This is a genomic window from Streptomyces sp. NPDC004031 (assembly GCF_053604375.1).
In genome coordinates this window covers 56,889-72,518 of the sequence record NZ_JBSGHL010000021.1, presented here as the reverse complement: position 1 = coordinate 72,518, position 15,630 = coordinate 56,889, and the positions used below count along the sequence as shown (strand labels likewise).

10 protein-coding genes and 1 pseudogene are annotated in these 15,630 nt (G+C 73.3%); 8 read left to right on the top strand and 3 right to left on the bottom strand.

The window, feature by feature from the left end:
• Positions 1-39: 39 nt before the first annotated feature.
• From ACWERV_RS16035 to ACWERV_RS16020, 4 genes are all read left to right on the top strand, one after another.
• Positions 40-1,338 carry an MFS transporter gene (locus ACWERV_RS16035; protein ID WP_452933301.1) on the top strand — a complete coding sequence of 433 codons (1,299 nt, stop codon included), beginning with the start codon at positions 40-42 and terminating at the stop codon, positions 1,336-1,338.
• A gap of 95 nt (positions 1,339-1,433) precedes the next feature.
• Entirely contained in the window at positions 1,434-2,180 is a 747-nt protein-coding gene (locus tag ACWERV_RS16030; RefSeq protein WP_452933222.1) for an SDR family NAD(P)-dependent oxidoreductase, read from the top strand.
• Positions 2,181-2,255: 75 nt separating this feature from the next.
• Positions 2,256-4,106, top strand: coding sequence for an ABC transporter ATP-binding protein (locus ACWERV_RS16025; RefSeq protein WP_452933221.1), 1,851 nt, complete (start codon positions 2,256-2,258; stop codon positions 4,104-4,106).
• The gene (locus ACWERV_RS16020) at positions 4,103-5,992 is read left to right on the top strand and encodes an ABC transporter ATP-binding protein (protein ID WP_452933219.1); all 1,890 of its coding nucleotides are present in this window, start codon (positions 4,103-4,105) and stop codon (positions 5,990-5,992) included. The genes ACWERV_RS16025 and ACWERV_RS16020 overlap by 4 nt, the downstream gene beginning before the upstream one ends.
• A 16-nt stretch (positions 5,993-6,008) precedes the next feature.
• On the opposite strand, the gene ACWERV_RS16015 is transcribed toward ACWERV_RS16020, so the two are convergent.
• Complete coding sequence (locus ACWERV_RS16015; RefSeq protein ID WP_452933217.1) at positions 6,009-7,535, bottom strand: MFS transporter; 1,527 nt, start codon at positions 7,533-7,535, stop codon at positions 6,009-6,011.
• A 270-nt stretch (positions 7,536-7,805) separates the two neighbouring features.
• Between ACWERV_RS16015 and ACWERV_RS16010 the strand changes: the two genes are divergently transcribed.
• The 3 genes from ACWERV_RS16010 (at position 7,806) to ACWERV_RS16000 (ending at position 11,847) form a co-directional block, all read left to right on the top strand.
• The gene (locus ACWERV_RS16010; protein ID WP_452933299.1) at positions 7,806-8,750 is read left to right on the top strand and encodes an RNA polymerase sigma-70 factor; all 945 of its coding nucleotides are present in this window, start codon (positions 7,806-7,808) and stop codon (positions 8,748-8,750) included.
• Positions 8,751-9,127: 377 nt separating this feature from the next.
• On the top strand, positions 9,128-11,470 hold the full coding sequence (locus ACWERV_RS16005) for a M4 family metallopeptidase (RefSeq protein WP_452933297.1): 2,343 nt from the start codon (positions 9,128-9,130) through the stop codon (positions 11,468-11,470).
• Between the two features lie 167 nt (positions 11,471-11,637).
• Positions 11,638-11,847, top strand: coding sequence for a cold-shock protein (locus ACWERV_RS16000; RefSeq protein ID WP_031518373.1), 210 nt, complete (start codon positions 11,638-11,640; stop codon positions 11,845-11,847).
• Between the two features lie 77 nt (positions 11,848-11,924).
• On the opposite strand, the gene ACWERV_RS15995 is transcribed toward ACWERV_RS16000, so the two are convergent.
• Complete coding sequence (locus ACWERV_RS15995) at positions 11,925-12,764, bottom strand: SDR family oxidoreductase (RefSeq protein ID WP_452933215.1); 840 nt, start codon at positions 12,762-12,764, stop codon at positions 11,925-11,927.
• A 59-nt stretch (positions 12,765-12,823) separates the two neighbouring features.
• On the opposite strand from ACWERV_RS15995, the pseudogene ACWERV_RS15990 reads away from it, so the two are divergent.
• A pseudogene (locus ACWERV_RS15990) lies at positions 12,824-12,979 on the top strand (transcriptional regulator); the annotation flags it as partial.
• Here ACWERV_RS15990 and ACWERV_RS15985 read toward each other — a convergent pair.
• Positions 12,976-15,585, bottom strand: a complete 2,610-nt coding sequence (locus tag ACWERV_RS15985) for a glycosyltransferase family 1 protein (RefSeq protein ID WP_452933213.1) — start codon at positions 15,583-15,585, stop codon at positions 12,976-12,978. The pseudogene ACWERV_RS15990 and the gene ACWERV_RS15985 sit on opposite strands and share 4 nt — an antisense overlap.
• Between the last annotated feature and the right edge of the window lie 45 nt (positions 15,586-15,630).

Genomic DNA, 15,630 nt, shown 5'->3' with positions numbered 1-15,630 from the left:
GCGGAAATTGGCTGGACTCCCGCAATGGTCCAGTCCACTATGAGCCCAGTGACGTCCTCCGCACCGCGCTCCCCCGCTGCCGCCGGACCAGGCGGGCTCCTGGCGCCGCCGGGTCCTGAGGGCCTCGGCAGCTCGCTCTGGTCGGTCAACTTCCGGCTCTACTTCACCGCCCGTTCCGTCGCCATGCTCGGCGACACGATGCTTCCGGTCGCGCTGTCCGCGGGGCTGCTGTCGTACGGCTACTCGGCGGGCGACATCGGCCTGGTGATGGCCGCGACCACCGCCTGCTTCGCGGGCTTCGTGATCTTCGGCGGCGTCATCGCCGACCGCTTCGACGCGCGCCGCATGATGATCGGCGCGGACCTGGCGCGGGTGTGCACGCAGTCCACCGCGGCCGTGCTCTTCCTGACGCACAGTGTGCGGCTGTGGGAGGTGCTGCTGATCGGCGTGGTCAACGGCACGTGCGCGGCGGTGTTCCAGCCCGGGGTGGCCAGCACGGTGGTGCGGGTCGCGCGGGATGTGCAGGGCGCGAACGCGGTGACCCGGGCCGCGGAGTCGGGGGCGAGCCTGGCCGGGCCCGCGCTCGCCGGTGTGCTGGTCGGCTTCACCTCGGCGGGCGCGGTCTTCGCGGTGCACGCGACGACGTACCTGACCAGCGCGCTGTGCCTGCTGGCGCTGCGGCTGCCGCCGGTGGGGGCGCGGGCCCGCGACGGCGCCGGGAAGGCGGCGCCGGGCGCCTTCCGGGCCGATCTCGCCGAGGGCTGGCGGGAGTTCCGGGCGCGGACGTGGATGTGGGCGGTGATCCTGGTCTGGACGGTCTACACGATGTGCGTGATGGGCCCGTTCATCCCGCTGGCCGCGGGCCAGATCATCCCGGAGCACGGCGCGGGCGCGTACGGCCTGATGAACTCCGCGCTGGGCGCGGGCACCGCGTGCGGGGCGCTCGTGGCGATGCGGCTGCGGGCCGACCGGCCGCTGCGCGCGGGCACCTTCGGAATCTTCGCCTTCGCCCTGATGCCCACCTCGGTGGGCCTGGACCTGCCGATGCCGCTGCTGTGCGGGGGCGTCTTCGTCGCCGGGATCGGCGGCGCCTTCTGGGCGGTCAACTGGGCGACGAGCGTGCAGACGCAGGTGCCGAACGAGATCCTCAACCGCATCCACGCCTACGAGGTCGCCGGTTCGGTGGCGATGCTCCCGGTCGGCCAGGCGCTCGCGGGCCCGGCCGCGTCCGTCCTCGGCGCCCGGCACGTCCTCCAGGCGGGCGGTGTGGTGGCCGTCTGCGTCGCCGTCACCCTGCTGTCCATCCCGGCGGTACGGGGCCTGCGCCGCGCCCACTGACCGGCCGCGCCCACCGACCGGCCGCGGGGACGGGCAGCAGCGCCAGGGCCGATTCCCGCCAGCTTCCGTCGCCCGCGCCGACCAGCATGATCAGCATGAACACGAACGAATTCGGCGGCCGGACCGCCCTGGTCACCGGTGGCTCACGCGGTATCGGCGCGGCGGTCGCACGGCGGCTGGCGCAGGGCGGCGCGGACGTCGCGATCACCTACGAGAAGGACAAGGACAGCGCGGAGGCCGTCGCGGCCGAGGTACGCGCCCTCGGGCGGCGGGCCCTGGCGCTGCGCGCGGACAGCGGGGACGGCGCCGAGGCGGAGGCCGCGGTGGACCGGGTCGCGGAGCAGTGGGGACGGCTGGACGTCCTGGTGTGCAGCGCCGGGGTGTACGTCACCGGCGCGGTGACCGACCTGGGCGCCGCGGACTTCGACCGCGCGGTCGCGGTCAACGTGCGCGGGCCCTACCTGGCCGCCCGCGCGGCGGTCCGGCACATGCGCCCCGGCAGCCGTATCGTCGCGCTCGGCAGCAACGTCGCCGAGCGCACCCCCTTCCCCGGCCTGACGCTCTACGCCCTGACCAAGAGCGCGCTGGCCGGTATGACCAAGGGCCTGGCCCGTGACCTGGGCCCGCTCGGCATCACCGTCAACCTGCTGCACCCCGGTCCCACCGACACCGACGCCAACCCGGCGGACGGCCCGTTCGCCGACACCGTGCGCGGCCTGACCGCGCTCGGCCGCTACGCCGAACCGGCGGAGATCGCGGCGGTCGTGGCCCATCTGGCGTCGGACGCGGCCTCGTACGTCACCGGCGCGATCGTCCACGCGGACGGCGGCTTCACCGTCTGAGCCGCGCGCCACCCGCCCCCTGTCCGGCGGAAAACCCTGTGATGCGGGGCAGGGGGGACCGTAGTGTCAGGGGTGATGTCTGCCACCGCCCCTGACTCCGCGCCCGCCGTCCGTCCGCGGTCCTCCGTCCGCTCGCTGCTGCGGCTGTGGCCGTACGTGCGGCCGGTACGGGTGCGGCTGTCGGTGTCGGCGGTGGTCGGCGTCGTCGCCTCGTGCATGTCGCTGCTGATCCCGCTGGTGCTCAAGTGGCTGGTGGACGGGCCGGTCAAGGACCGCGACCCGTCCGGGGTGTGGCTGGGCGGCGGCCTGCTGCTGGCCCTCGGCGTCGCGGAGGCGGGGCTGTTCGGGGTGCGGCGGTGGCTGGTGGCGCGGCCGCTCGCGGGCGTCGAGGCGGCGATGCGGGCGGATCTCTACCGGCGGCTGCAACGGCTGCCGGTCGCCTTCCACGACCGCTGGGCGTCCGGGCAGCTGCTCTCCCGCGCGACGACCGATCTGCAGATCCTGCGGATGTTCCTGGCCTTCCCGCTGGTCTTCCTGTTCGTCAACGCCACCACACTGCTGGTCGGCGTGGTGGTGCTGCTCACCCAGTCCCCGCTGCTGACGCTGGTGGTGCTGGGCCCGGCGGTGCCGCTCATGGTGCTGTCCACCCGCTTCGAGCGGCGGTACGCGCTCGCCGCCCGGCGCGCCCAGGACCAGGCGGGCGACCTGGCGACGCTCGTCGAGGAGTCGGTGCTCGGCATCCGCATCATCAAGGCCTTCGGCCGGCACCGCACCCAGGCGCAGGCCTTCCACTCCCGGGCCCGCGAGCTGCGCCGCACCGAACTGCGCAAGGCCGACCTGCTGTCGGACCTGTGGGCGCTCATCATGACACTGCCGGAGCTGTCCATCGGGGTGGCCCTGCTGATCGGGGTGCTCCAGGTCTCCGACGGCAAGCTGTCGGCGGGCACCCTCGTCGCCTTCCTGTCCACGGCGCTCGCGCTGCGCTGGCCGGTGGACTCGATCGGCTTCCTGCTGGCGATGAGCAACGAGGCCGCGACCGCCGCCGACCGCTACTTCGAGCCCATGGACACCCCCGGCGCGGAGGCCACCGACGACGGCGGCCCCGCCGCGGCCACCGCCCACCAGGGCGACGGACTGCGGCTGGAGGGCGTCGTCTTCCGCTACCCGGACGCGCCCGCCGGCAGCGAACCGCTGCTCACGGGCGTCGATCTGCACGTCCCGGCCGGACGGACGACGGCCCTGGTCGGCGCGACCGGCAGCGGCAAGACGACGCTGACCGCGCTCGTACCGCGGCTGCACGAGCCGACCGCCGGGCGGATCACGCTGGACGGCACGGACACCGCTCTGCTGTCCGCCGCCCGGCTGCGCGAACTGGTCGCGGTCGCCTTCGAGGAGCCCACCCTCTTCTCCGCGACCGTGCGGGAGAACGTGGCGATGGGCGCGGGCCCCGCGGGCGCCGACGAGGAGGCGGTGCTGCGCGCGCTGGAGGTCGCGCAGTGCGGCTTCGTGCACGCCCTGCCGCAGGGGCTGGACACGCAGGTCGGCGAGCAGGGGCTGAGCCTGTCGGGCGGGCAGCGGCAGCGGCTGGCGCTGGCCCGCGCGGTCGTGGGGCGGCCGCGGTTCCTGATCCTGGACGACCCGCTCTCGGCGCTCGACGTGCACACCGAGGCGCTGGTCGAGGCCGCGCTGCGCGAGGTGCTGCGGGAGACGACCGCGCTGGTCGTCGCGCACCGCCCGTCGACCGTCCAGCTCGCCGACCAGGTCGCGCTGCTGTCCGGCGGCCGGATCACCGCGGTCGGCACCCACACCGAACTGCTGCGCACCAGCGCGGAGTACCGCCATCTGATGTCCGGCCTCGGCTCCGGGACACCGCCGCAGGACCCTGTGCCCGGGGCCGCCGCCCTGGAGAGGAGCGACGCCCGATGACGTCCGCCACCGAGCAGCAGCTCGGCGACCCGGAGCGGACCGGAGCCGCCACCGGCACCGGTACCAGCACCGGCACGGGCACCGCCCCGCCGGAGCCGGACGCCTTCGACCGGGACGTGCTGCCCGCCCCGCCCGACGCCCAGTCGGTGCTGCTGCGTTCGCTGCTGCGCCCGCACCACCGGCGGCTGTGGGTGACCACCGTGCTGCTGCTGGTGCAGCAGGCCGCGGTGCAGGCCGGGCCGCTGCTGGTCGCGTACGCGATCGACCACGCGATCCCGCAGGTGCGCGAGGGGCGGCACGGCGCGCTGATCGCGGTCACCGCGGCCTATCTGGGCTGCGGCCTCGCGGCCGGTCTGCTGCAGCGGGCGTTCATCCGGATCGCCGCGCTGATCAGCCAGGACGTACTGATCGAGCTGCGGGCCCGGATGTTCCGGCACGCCCAGACGCTGAGCCTGGACTTCCACGAGCGCTACACCTCGGGCCGTCTCATCTCGCGCGCCACCTCCGACGTCGAGTCGATCCGCGAGCTGCTGACCGACGGTCTGGAGGAACTCATCGGGGTAGTGCTGAGCTGTGTGTACATCTCGGTGCTGCTGCTCGTGCTGGACTGGCGGCTCGGCCTGGTCACCCTGGTGTCGTACCTGCCGCTGTACGTCGCGGTGCGGATCTTCCAGCGCCGGTCGATGGTCGCGTACCGCAGGCGCTCGACGGCCGTCGCGGCGGTCATCGTGAAGTTCACCGAGACGATGAATGGCATTCGCCCGGTGAAGTCCTTCCGCCGCGAGGTGCCCAACGACACGGCGTTCGACGAGCTGAACCACCGGCACTACCGCGCCAACGGCGACGCGATCCTGGAGATGGCCCGCTACGTCGTCGGCTCCCGGCTGATCGCCAACGTCACCATCGCGGGCATCGTGGTGTGGGGCGCCTACCGGGTCGCGGGCGGCGGGATGGCGCTCGGTGTGCTCGCGGCCTTCGCGCTCTACCTGCGGCGGCTGTACGACCCGATCGACCGGCTGGGGATGTTCCTCAACTCCTACCAGTCGGCGGCCGCGTCGCTGGAGAAGATCGCCGGGCTGCTGGCGCAGGCGCCGACCGTGCCCGAGCCGGAGCGGCCCGCGGCGCTGCCGCCGGCCGCGGACGGCCGCCCGGGGCGCGAGGTGGTCTTCGACCGGGTGCGGTTCGGCTACCGCACGGGCGGCGAGGTGCTGCCGGAGTTCAGCCTGCGGCTGCCGGCCGGCCAGCTGGTCGCGGTCGTCGGCGCGACAGGCGCGGGCAAGTCGACGCTGGCCAAGCTGCTGGCCCGGTTCTACGACCCGACGGGCGGGCGGGTGCTCGTCGACGGCACGGGCCTCACCGATCTCTCGCTCGGCGACCTTCGGCGGGCGGTGGTGATGGTGACGCAGGAGGCGTTCCTGTTCTCCGGCACCGTCGCCGAGAACATCTCCATCGGGCGGCCCGACGCGACCCGCGAGGAGGTCGAGGCGGCGGCCCGCGCGATCGGGGCGCACGACTTCATCGCGGCCCTCCCGGACGGCTACGACACCGACGTCCGCAAGCGCGGCGGCCGGATCTCCGCGGGCCAGCGCCAGCTCGTGGCCTTCGCACGGGCCCTGCTGGCCGACCCCGGGGTGCTGATCCTGGACGAGGCGACCTCGTCGCTGGACATCCCCGGCGAGCGGGCCGTCCAGCACGCGATGCGCACGGTGCTGGCCGGCCGCACGGCGGTGGTCGTCGCGCACCGGCTGTCGACGGTCGAGATCGCCGACCGGGTGCTGGTGATGAGCGACGGGCGGATCGTCGAGGACGGCCCGCCGGCGCAACTGATCGCCGCCGACGGGCACTACGCCCACCTGGACGCCGCCTGGCGCGACGGCCTGGCCTGAGCCCGGGGCCCGCGCGTCACCCGGTGGCCGGGGCCGGGGTGTGCGGGCCGGCCCCGTCCGCGGGGCGGGACAGCGGTCCGCCGCGCAGCACCACCGCGCCGACGAGGGCGCCGACGGCGAACATCGCGGCGCACCACCAGAAGACGGTGGTGTAGCCGTGGATCGCCGCGAGCTGGAGCACGTGCGCGCTGGGTTTCCCGTGCGCGTGGGCGGCGACGTAGCGCGTGGCCGCCCCGGCCGCGACGGTGTTGAGCAGCGCGGTGCCGATCGAACCGCCGAGCTGCTGGCCGGTGTTGATGCTCGCCGACGCCACCCCGGCGTCCTGCGGGCCGACGCCGAAGGTGCCGGTGGCGGCGACCATGCCGAAGATCAGGCCGCTGCCCGCGCCGATGACCAGCAGCGGGCCGAACAGCGCGGACCAGTAGCCGGAGTGCTCGCCGATCCGGGTCAGCCAGGCCATCGCGGCCGCGTCGAGCAGCATGCCGGTGAAGACCATCGGGCGCGGGCCGACGCGCGGCAGCAGCCGGGTGTTGCCGAGGACCGCGAAGACGCCGCTGACCAGCACCATCGGCAGCATCGCGACACCGGAGCGGATCGCCTTCCAGCCCAGCATCACCTGCATGTAGTAGATGAGGAAGAGGAAGACGCCGAAGGTCGCGGCGCCCAGCACCAGGACGGTGAGGTAGGCGCCGCCGCGGTTGCGGTCGAGGACGACGCGCGGCGGCAGCAGGGGGTGGGCGGTGCGCGCCTGGAGGAAGCCGAAGACGGCCAGCAGCGCGGCCCCGGACGCCAGGAAGGACACCGTCGTGACGCTGCCCCAGCTGTGCGACCCGGCGTGCGCGAAGCCGTAGACCAGGCAGAACATCCCGGCGGAGACGGTGGCCACACCGGGCACGTCGAGCCGTCCGCCGGGCGTGCGCGGCTGCTTGCCCACGAGCGTGACGGCGCCGAAGGCGGCGGCGACGGCGAAGATCACGTTGACGTACATGCACCAGCGCCAGGACAGGTACGTGGTGAGCGCGCCGCCCAGCAGCAGGCCCAGGCCGCTGCCGGCCGCCGCGACCGCGCCGAAGACACCGAAGGCCCTGGCCCGTTCGCGCGGGTCCTTGAAGGTGGTGGTCAGCAGCGACAGCGCGGACGGCGCGAGCAGCGCGCCGAAGACGCCCTGGCAGGCGCGGGCGGCCACCAGCATCGGGAAGCCGACCGCGGCGCCGCCGACCGCGGAGGCGGCGGCGAAGCCGATCAGGCCGGTCAGGAAGGTGGTCTTGCGGCCGAGGAGGTCGGCGAGCCGCCCGCAGAACAGCAGCAGGCTGCCGAACGACAGCGCGTAGGCCGTCACGACCCACTGCCGGTCGGCGGTGCCGAAACCGAGGGCGCGCTGCGCGGAGGGCAGCGCGAGGTTCATCACCGTCAGGTCGAGGACGACCATGAACTGCGCGACGGCGATGACGCCGAGAACCAGCCAGCGGCGCGGGTCGGCGTCCGCGTTCCCGGCCGTTTTCGGGACCGGCCCGGCCCCGGGGGTTGCGTCGTGCACTGCCACGACCGTCTCCTTTGCACATCGGGCACTCGTCGGACACTCCGACGGGCCGGGGCGCCGCCCGGACCTGTCCGTCCGGCGCCTCGACGCTCACAGGACGCCGCTGGTCGCAGGGCTGTGACAGGCTGCGCCTGTGACGAGCGACACCGCCCGCGGCTGTCACAAACCGGCCGCGGCGGTCGTCTTGTGCGCGAGGACGGGCGCGAGATCGGGCGCGGTGACAGCCGCGCGGCACACGGGGAGGAGCCGGCGGTGGGCGAGGCGAGCGACGGGGTGGCGGAGGCGGCCGGGAAGAGCCGTAAGGACGGCGCCGGGAAGGTCGTCCACCGGGACGTCGACGCGGCGACCGAGGCCTTCGTGGCCCACCGCAATCTGCTCTTCACGGTCGCCTACGAGATGCTCGGTTCGGCCGCCGACGCCGAGGACGTGCTGCAGGAGACGTGGCTGCGCTGGGTCGGCGTCGATCCGTCGACCGTACGGGAGGTGCGCGCGTACCTGGTGCGGATCACCACCCGGCAGGCGCTGGACCGGCTGCGCGCGCTGGGCCGCCGCAAGGAGTCCTACGTCGGCCCGTGGCTGCCCGAGCCGCTGCTCACCGCGCCGGACGCGGCGCAGGACGTCGAGCTGGCCGAGAACGTGTCGATGGCGATGCTGCTGGTGCTGGAGACGCTGAACCCGACCGAGCGGGCGGTCTTCGTGCTGCGCGAGGTCTTCGACCTGGACTACGACGAGATCGCCGAGGCCGTCGAGAAGACCCCGGCGACCGTACGGCAGATCGCGCACCGGGCCCGCGGGCACGTGGCCGCGCGCCGCCCGCGCGGCAGTGTCTCGGCAGCCGAGACGCGGGCGGTGCTGGACGCCTTCCAGGAGGCGGTGGAGAACGGCGACCTGCAACGGCTGCTGGATCTGCTCGCGCCCGGGGTGGTGGCGCTGAGCGACGGCGGCGGGGTGGTGCACGCGCTGGTCCGCCCGGTGGTGGGCGCCCCCAAGGTGGCCCGGCTGCTGGCCAACGGCTGGTACCGGCGGCGGGGCGCGCGCAGCTTTGAACCGGTCGAGGTCAACGGCGGCCCCGCGCTGCTGGTGCGGTTCGGCGGGACGCTCGACGCGGTGATGGCGGTGCGCATCGACAGCGGCCTGATTTCCGGCCTCTACAGCGTGCGCAATCCGGAGAAGCTCTCCCGGGTCGGGCGGCAGACGGCCGTGAGCCGCTCCTCGTAGGCCCCCCGCGGGTGTGCCCGGTTCGCCCCGGGAGGCCCCGATAGGTCACTGTTGCGGCACGCCGGAGCGGCGGTCGAGTTCTCCGGCGCGCAACACCGTGGCAACACGCGTCCGTTATGCGGATGCGGGACTCCGTTCACCGGACGTTTTTCAGCCAAGTTGGTCCCATGGGACTGACATGAACAGGTAAAGAGTGCCACTCTGTGCCCCGTTCCGCAGCACTTCCACAGCTCTATCCGGGCGGATCACCAACCCCTCCCGCCCGGCCTGTCACCGGCCGTCACCCGCGGCCGCCGCAGAAGGAGTGACGAGTGGCACGATCCCCCCGTACGCGCCGGACGGCAGCAGCCGTCGGCGCGCTGGTCGCCGGTGCGGCCATGCTCGCCGTGACCCTCCCGGCCGGGACGGCGGCGGCAGACCCCGCCGCGCAGTCCGTGCCGGCCGCCGGCACCCACGCCCAGCCCAGGGCGGGCGCGCTGCCCGCCGCGCTGAGCCCCGCCCAGCAGGCCGCCCTGGTCTCCCACGCCCAGGCCGGCGCGACCGCGACCGCGTCGTCCCTGCACCTGGGCGCGCAGGAGAAACTGGTCGTCAAGTCCGTGGCCCAGGACGCCGACGGCAGCACCCACACCCGCTACGAGCGCACCTACCAGGGCCTGCCCGTGCTCGGCGGCGACCTGGTGGTGCACACCAGCGCGCTGGGCGCGACCACCGGCGTCGACAAGGCCACCGGCGCGAGCGTCGCGGTGCCCTCCACCACCGCGGGGATCAGCGCCGCCGAGGTGAAGGCCGACAACCTCTCGCGCATGAAGGCCCTCCACAACGACTCCGCCGTGGTCGACTCGGCCCGCAAGGTCGTGTGGGCCGCCTCCGGCACCCCGGTGCTCGCGTGGGAGACCGTGCTCGGCGGCTTCCAGGACGACGGGACGCCCAGCGAGCTGCACGTGATCACGGACGCCACCTCCGGCAAGCAGCTCTTCCAGTACCAGGGCATCGAGACCGGCGTCGGCAACAGCGAGTACAGCGGCCAGGTGAACATCACCACGACGCTGTCCGGCAGCACCTACCAGCTGACCGACAACACCCGCGGCGGCCACAAGACGTACAACCTCAGCCACGCCACGTCCGGCACCGGCACGCTGTTCACCGACGCCGACGACACCTGGGGCGACGGCAACGGCAGCACCGCCCAGACCGCGGGTGTCGACGCGGCCTACGGCGCCCAGGAGACCTGGGACTTCTACAAGAACACCTTCGGGCGCAACGGCATCGCCGACGACGGCAAGGCAGCCTACTCCCGTACGCACTACGGCAACTCGTACGTCAACGCCTTCTGGGACGACTCCTGCTTCTGCATGACCTACGGCGACGGCAGCGGCAACGCGCACCCGCTGACCGCGCTGGACGTCGCGGGCCACGAGATGAGCCACGGCGTCACCTCCAACAGCGCGGGCCTGAACTACTCCGGTGAGTCCGGCGGCCTGAACGAGGCGACGTCCGACATCTTCGGCACCGGCGTGGAGTTCTACGCGAACAACTCCAGCGACCCGGGCGACTACCTCATCGGCGAGAAGATCGACATCAACGGTGACGGCAGCCCGCTGCGCTACATGGACAAGCCCAGCAAGGACGGCGGCTCGAAGGACTACTGGTCCTCCAGCCTCGGCGGCCTGGACGTCCACTACTCCTCGGGCCCGGCCAACCACTTCTTCTACCTGCTGTCCGAGGGCAGCGGCGCCAAGGTGATCGGCGGGGTCAGCTACAACAGCCCGACCTACGACGGCCTGTCGGTGCCGGGCATCGGCCGGGACAACGCGCTCAAGCTCTGGTACAAGTCGCTGACCGAGCGCTTCACCTCCACCACCAACTACGCCGCGGCGCGCACCCAGTCGCTCCAGGCCGCGGCCGACCTGTGGGGCCAGGGCAGCGCCACGTACAACACGGTGGCCAACACCTGGGCGGCGATCGGCGTCGGCAGCCGGGTGTCCAACCCGACCGGTGTGACGGTCACCAACCCCGGTAACCAGTCCACCAAGGTGAGCACCGCGGTGAGCCTGCAGATCCAGGCCAGCTCGACGACCTCGGGCGCCCTGACCTACAGCGCCACCGGCCTGCCCGCGGGCCTGAGCATCAACGCCTCCACCGGCCTGATCTCCGGCACCACCGGCAGCAGCGCGAGCACCTCCAGCGTGACGGTGACGGTCAAGGACTCCGCGAACGCCACCGGCACCGCCTCCTTCAGCTGGGCGGTCACCAGCACCAGCGGCGGCTGCACCGCGGGCCAGCTGCTGGCCAACCCCGGCTTCGAGAGCGGCAGCACCGGCTGGACGTCGTCCTCCGGCGTCGTGGACAGCAGCACCGGCGCCCCGGCGCACTCCGGCTCGTACAAGGCCTGGTTCGACGGCTACGGGACCACGCACACCGACACGCTCTCCCAGTCGGTGACCATCCCGGCGAGCTGCACCAGCGCCAGCCTGACGTTCTACCTGTACATCTCCTCCGACGAGGGCACGGGCACGGCGTACGACAAGTTCACCGTCGCCGCCGGCAGCACCACCGTGGCCAGCTACAGCAACGTCAACCAGGGCACCGGCTACGTCCAGCGGACGGTCAGCCTCACGCCGTACATCGGTTCCACCGTCGCCCTGAAGTTCACCGGCACCGAGGACTCCAGCCTGGCGACCTCCTTCCTGCTCGACGACACCGCCGTCAACGTGAGCTGACGCGGTCGCACCATCCGTTCGGCGGTACGCACCCGGGCCGGTCAGCACTGGCCGGCCCGGGTGCGTTCGAGTTTTTGCCGCTTTTCTCCGGTGTGGGGTGATCGGCTCCGGGCGCCCCGGTCCGTACAGTGCGGAGCTGAAAGTGCCCCACATGTAGGAGATGCAATATGGCAACCGGAACCGTGAAGTGGTTCAACTCGGAAAAGGGCTTCGGCTTCATCGAGCAGGACGGCGGCGGCTCCGACGTCTTCGCCCACTACTCGAACATCCAGTCGACCGGCTTCCGTGAGCTGATCGAGGGCCAGAAGGTGTCCTTCGACGTCACGCAGGGCCAGAAGGGCCCGCAGGCCGAGAACATCAAGACCCTCCAGGCATAAGCCCGGCTCCGCCCCTGCGGGGCATCCCCAGGGGCGCGGACTCCCGCGCCCCTGGGGCCCCGGCCGCGGGCCGCTTGTCAGCGCGCGGGCCGGTCGGTCCCCGGGCGCAGGAACTCCCGCGCGCCGCGCAGCCTCGTGTGCAGGGAGAGCTGGGACGTTCGGCAGTCGAGACGCACGTCGAGGGCTCCGGGAACGGTGCTCTCCGCCTTGAGGGCTCTCGGCAGGCGGGAGGCGTCGAGACCGTCCCGCCCGGCGATGAGGACGCCGAGTTCATGGCGGCTCAGCGCATCGGGCCCCGCGAGATGGCGCACGCCTGCGGCGCCGCTCGCCCCCAGCTCCAGGAGCGCGGCGGCCAGGTCCGTCACGTGGACCGGGCAGCGGACGTCGTCGGTGAAGAGGGCACCCTCGCGGGTACCGGCGGCGAGGTCGCGCACGAGGCGTTCGTGCTTGGAGCGGCCGTGGCCGATGATCAGCGAGGTGCGGGCGACCACGGCCGCCGGATTCACCGCGAGGACCCCGGTCTCCGCCGCTGCTTTGGCCGCCCCGTACGGGGTGGTGGGATCAGGCAGGGCGGACTCGTCGTAGTGGACCGCGGCGCCGGAGAACACGGCGTCACTGGACACCTGAACCATGCGCGCACCGCGCTTCGCGGCCAGCATCGCGAGGTGGACGGGACCCGTCGCCGTGACCTCCCAGTCCGCCCCCCCGCTCGCCGCGTTGATGACGAGGCGCGGTCCCACCTCCGCCATGACGGCGCCGAGGCGGCCCGTGTCCCGCAGATCAAGGCTGTGCCACGCCGCCTGGGAGGTGGGCGCCCCGGTCGCGTACGTCGCGGCCGTCGGGTGGCCGGCGGCTCGCGACTGCCGGACCAGCTCGGTCCCCAGGAAGCCGCTGCCGCCGATGATCAGAGTTGTCACGAACGACAACGGTAGACCGCACATGACCGCCCGTGGATGCGCTGCTTTCCGGGCCGGCCGAGCTGCTGTCCGCCGTACGCGTCTCCCCCGGCGAAGTCCGCGATCGGCCTGCGATCAGGCAGATCGTCAGCGACCCGCGGTCCCGTCACCCGAGGGTGACGGGAGTACGCGAGTTGGCGGCGGCGGTGAGTTCGGCGGCCTCGGGCGTGGCCTAGCGCAGGATCCCGGCGGTCATGCCCGCCGAGTCCGGGGGGAAGGCCACCAGGCCGAGTTCGGCGGGGGTGGCCAGCAGCGGGTGGGAGGGCAGGACCCGCACGGTGTAGCCGAACGAACCGGTGCGGTCGAGGGTCAGCGGGCCCTCGTAGGAGTACCGGCCCGCCATGTCGGACCGCCCGGCGGGCTTGAGGGACTGGACCGCGGGGTCGGCCATCCGGTCGGCGGCGTCCACCCGGCCGGACAGCAGCTGGACGTCCACGTCGGACGGGTCCAGCCCGCCCAGCGTGACCTGGGTGCGCAGCGTGAGGGTGGATCCCAGCTCGGGGGTGCCCTCGACGGAGTCGGTCTCCACGTGGTCCACCGACACCTGCGGCCACTGGCGGCGCAGCCGCTGCTTCCACTCGGCCAGCTCCGCCGCGGCGGGACCCCGTATGGCCCGGTGCGAGCGCGCGGCGGGTGCGTAGAGCCGGGTGACGTAGTCGCGGACCATGCGCCCGGCGAGCACCTTGGGGCCGAGCGTGGTGAGGGTGTGCCGGACCATCTCGATCCAGCGCTGCGGCAGCCCGCGGCCGCCCTGGTCGTAGAACCGCGGGGCGACCTGCCGCTCCAGCAGGTCGTAGAGGGCAGCGGCCTCCAGCTGGTCGCGCCGGTCCTCGTCGGTGACGCCGTCGGCGGTGGGGATCGCCCAGCCGTTCTGGCCGTCGTACCACTCGTCCCACCAGCCGTCGAGCACCGACAGGTTGAGGCAGCCGTTGAGGGCGGCCTTCATGCCGGAGGTGCCGCACGCCTCCAGCGGACGCAGCGGGTTGTTGAGCCACACGTCGCAGCCGGGGTAGAGCAGCCGGGCCATGCGCATGTCGTAGTCGGGCAGGAAGACGATGCGGTGCCGCACCCGCGGGTCGTCGGTGAAGCGGACCAGCTCCTGCACCAGCCGCTTGCCGCCGTCGTCGGCGGGGTGGGCCTTGCCGGCGACGACGATCTGGATCGGCCGCTCGGGGTGCAGCAGCAGCTCCGTGAGCCGGTCCTGGTCGCGCAGCATGAGCGTGAGCCGCTTGTACGACGGGACGCGCCGCGCGAAGCCGATGGTGAGCACGTCCGGGTCGAGGACCTGGTCGGTCCAGCCCAGCTCGGCCTCGCCCGCGCCGCGCTGCCGCCACGAGGCGCGCAGCCGGCGCCGCACGTCGGCGACGAGCTGCTCGCGCAGCTCGCGGCGCAGCTCCCACAGGGCGGCGTCGGGGATGGCGCCGAGGGCCTCCCAGCAGTCGGTGCCGCCGGTCATGAGGGCGTCCTCGGCGCGCTGCGCGCCGAGCTGCCGGGCGCCCAGCCGCAGCACCTCGGGGGCGACCCAGGTGGGGGCGTGCACGCCGTTGGTGATGGACGTGATCGGCACGTCCTCGGGGTCGAAGCCGGGCCACAGCCCAGCGAACATCTCCCGGCTGACGGCGCCGTGCAGGGTGGACACGCCGTTGGCGCGCTGGGCCAGCCGCAGGCCCATGACGGCCATGTTGAAGAGGTTGGGGTCGCCGCCGCGGTGGGTCTCCATGCCCAGTTCGAGGATGCGGCCGGTGTCCACGCCGGGCAGCTCGGCGCCGTCGCCGAGGTGGCGGGCGACCAGCTCGCGGTCGAAGCGGTCGATGCCCGCGGGGACGGGGGTGTGGGTGGTGAAGACGGTGCCGGCCCGCACCGCCTCCAGGGCGGCGTCGAAGTCCAGGCCGTCCAGTGACAGCTCGCGGACGCGTTCCAGGCCGAGGAATCCGGCGTGGCCCTCGTTGGTGTGGAAGACCTCGGGGGCGGCGTGGCCGGTGATCCGGCAGTACGCGCGCAGCGCCCGCACCCCGCCGATGCCGAGCAGCATCTCCTGGAGCAGCCGGTGCTCGCTGCCGCCGCCGTAGAGCCGGTCGGTGACGTCGCGCTCGGTGGGGCCGTTGCCCTCGACGTCGGAGTCGAGCAGCAGCAGCGGCACGCGGCCGACCTGGGCCTTCCAGATCCGGGCGTGCAGCGCGCGGCCGCCGGGCAGCACCAGGCTTATCCGGGCGGGGGTGCCGTCGGCCTCGCGCAGCGGCGCGACCGGCAGCGAGTTGGGGTCGAGGACCGGGTAGTGCTCCTGCTGCCAGCCCTCGCGGGAGAGGGTCTGGCGGAAGTAGCCGTGCCGGTAGAGCAGGCCGACGCCGATGAGCGGGACGCCCAGGTCGCTCGCGGCCTTGAGGTGGTCGCCGGCCAGGATGCCCAGGCCGCCGGAGTACTGCGGCAGGGCGGAGGTGATGCCGAACTCGGGCGAGAAGTAGGCGATGGCCGCGGGCAGGTCGGTCTGCTCCTGGTACCACCGGGGGCTGCTGAGGTAGTCGGCGAGGTCTTCGGCGGCGGCGTTCAGCCGGCGCAGGAAGCGCCGGTCGTCGGCGAGGGCCGCGAGCCGGTCCTTGCCGACGGTGCCGAGCAGCCGGACCGGGTCGCCCTGGGCGGCGCGCCAGCCGTCGGGATCGACGGACTGGAACAGCTCCCGGGTCTCCTGGTGCCATGACCAGCGGAGATTCTGGGCCAGATCCCCCAGCGGGCGCAGAGGTTCCGGCAGGACGGTGCGCACGGTGAATCGACGGATAGCCTTCACCCTTCGACCGTAGCCCGGTGGGCACGGGGGCCGCGGGTCCTGTCC